The sequence below is a fragment of the Haloferax sp. s1 genome (assembly GCF_058382125.1).
In genome coordinates this window covers 1-1,830 of record NZ_JBZRPK010000196.1, presented here as the reverse complement: position 1 = coordinate 1,830, position 1,830 = coordinate 1, and the positions used below count along the sequence as shown (strand labels likewise).

Genomic DNA, 1,830 nt, shown 5'->3' with positions numbered 1-1,830 from the left:
CCGCCCCCGGAGGGGCGGACATGCTCAGATACGTTACGACGAACGAGGGTAAGGCCCGGGAGGCACTCGACTCCGCCGCCGACGACGTGACACAACTCCGTTTCGTCTGCCCCGGGTTTCAGGGGGCCGAACTCGGTCCATTCGCGGCCCACGGTGCCCGCGAAGCCTACCGCTACGCCGACGAGCCAGTCCTCGTCGACGACGCCGGCCTGTTCATCGACGGGTTCGACGGTTTCCCCGGCCCGTACTCGTCGTACGCCGAGGACACGCTCGGAGTCGAGGCGGTCTACCGACTCGCCGCCGCCGAACTCGACGAACCGCGGCGCGCCTCCTTCCGCTGCGTGCTCGCGTACTGTGACGGCCAGCCATTCGAAGCGAGTCCCAACCCAATCGACCGCGACGACAGGACGGTTGCGGCCGCCCGTGGCGCGGAGCAGGACGAAGAGGAGACGGACGTGCTTCCCGTGAAGTTGTTCGAAGGCGTCGTCAACGGGCGTATCGTCCCGCCGCGCGGTGAGGGTGGATTCGGGTACGACCCGATTTTCGAACACGACGGAACGACGTTTGCCGAGATGAGCGCCGAAGAGAAGAATTCGATTTCCCACCGGGGGCGGGCGTTAGCGAAGTTTGCGACGTGGTATGCTGAGCGAACGGCGTGAGCGAAGCATGCCTCGTCGGGCGCGAAGCGTCCGACGGTGGTACGCCGAACGCTAGTGAGGCGTACGGCGAGAACCGTTGGTTTTCGGGAGTACGCCGAAGGTAGTGAGGCGTACGCTGGAAATCAGAGATTTCCAGAAGTTCGCTGAAGCTAGTGAAGCGAACGGCGTGAGCGAAGCAAGCGGCACAACCCCTGACGAATGAGAACGATTCACGCGAATTAGTCCGTCTCAGGCCGAAAAGCGCACTACTGACCCGAGAATTTGATATGGCCGGGCGTAGCATGTCAACTATGATGTTCCCCGACCGTGACCCTCCAGTCGCGCTCGTTACCGGGTTCGGTTCAACCGGTGACATCGGCCGCACGCCCTCCCCAGGACCGGCCACAGGCTGGTGCAACCGAGCGGCCGTCCGAAAGACGGTACGTCTCGTCCAGCCACGTCCACAGCCAGATGTGTATCGACTCGTGAATCCGCTTCAACAGTCCAACTGACGATGGAACGTATCGAAGCTCACCGATTCGGTTCAGGAGTACACACAGTCGCTATCGACGCACACGGAGGAACATGAATCGAGCGACCGCCGTCGCTGCCGGCGCAGCGAGTGGCTATGGCGTCGCCGTCTTCGCAGCTATCGCGGTGTTCTTCCAGGATATGTCCGGAAGCGTCAGCGTCGCGGTCGCATTCGGCGTCGTGACCCTGCTCGCGACGTTCGCCGTGACGCGCGTCACTCACGACAAGTGAGCGACCTGCTGTGACTGTTACGCCCGCGGGTCGCGGTCCGGACCCGGATAGGGGTCGTCCGCGACCTCGGCGTAGAGACTTTCCGGCGCGAATAGCGACGCAAACGCCTTCGGGTGACGAATGCTGACCGGGAAGCGTTCGCCGAGCGACACGCCCGCCTCCGCGGAGCGAAGTCGCTCGTCGAACGTGAGCAGATGCATCGCACCGCCGTGATAGGCAGCTGCGAGTGCGGGATGGTCGCCTTCTGGATGGTCGACGACTTCGGCCCACTCGTCGACCTTGGTACGCCAGTCCGCGGCGAGTTCCTCGTCCGAGAGCGTCGAAATGACCGCCTCGGCGTCGTCGAGAAGAGCGTCGCTGGCGACGAGCGTCGTCCACGAATGGCCCCGAAGCTGGTCGAGTGCGGCTCTGGACGGCCCGTCGACGAGAA

3 protein-coding genes are annotated in these 1,830 nt (G+C 64.0%); 2 read left to right on the top strand and 1 reads right to left on the bottom strand.

Translation table 11 applies throughout. The features are described from left to right. Positions 1-20 precede the first annotated feature (20 nt). Entirely contained in the window at positions 21-659 is a 639-nt protein-coding gene (locus QT222_RS01605) for a non-canonical purine NTP pyrophosphatase (protein ID WP_491476091.1), read from the top strand. 564 nt (positions 660-1,223) lie between these two features. Continuing rightward, complete coding sequence (locus tag QT222_RS01600; RefSeq protein ID WP_004059322.1) at positions 1,224-1,400, top strand: hypothetical protein; 177 nt, start codon at positions 1,224-1,226, stop codon at positions 1,398-1,400. A 17-nt stretch (positions 1,401-1,417) separates the two neighbouring features. Here QT222_RS01600 and QT222_RS01595 read toward each other — a convergent pair. Further along, positions 1,418-1,830, bottom strand: a 413-nt coding sequence (locus QT222_RS01595; protein ID WP_491476090.1) for a PIN domain-containing protein, incomplete at its 5' end; no start/stop codon positions are given.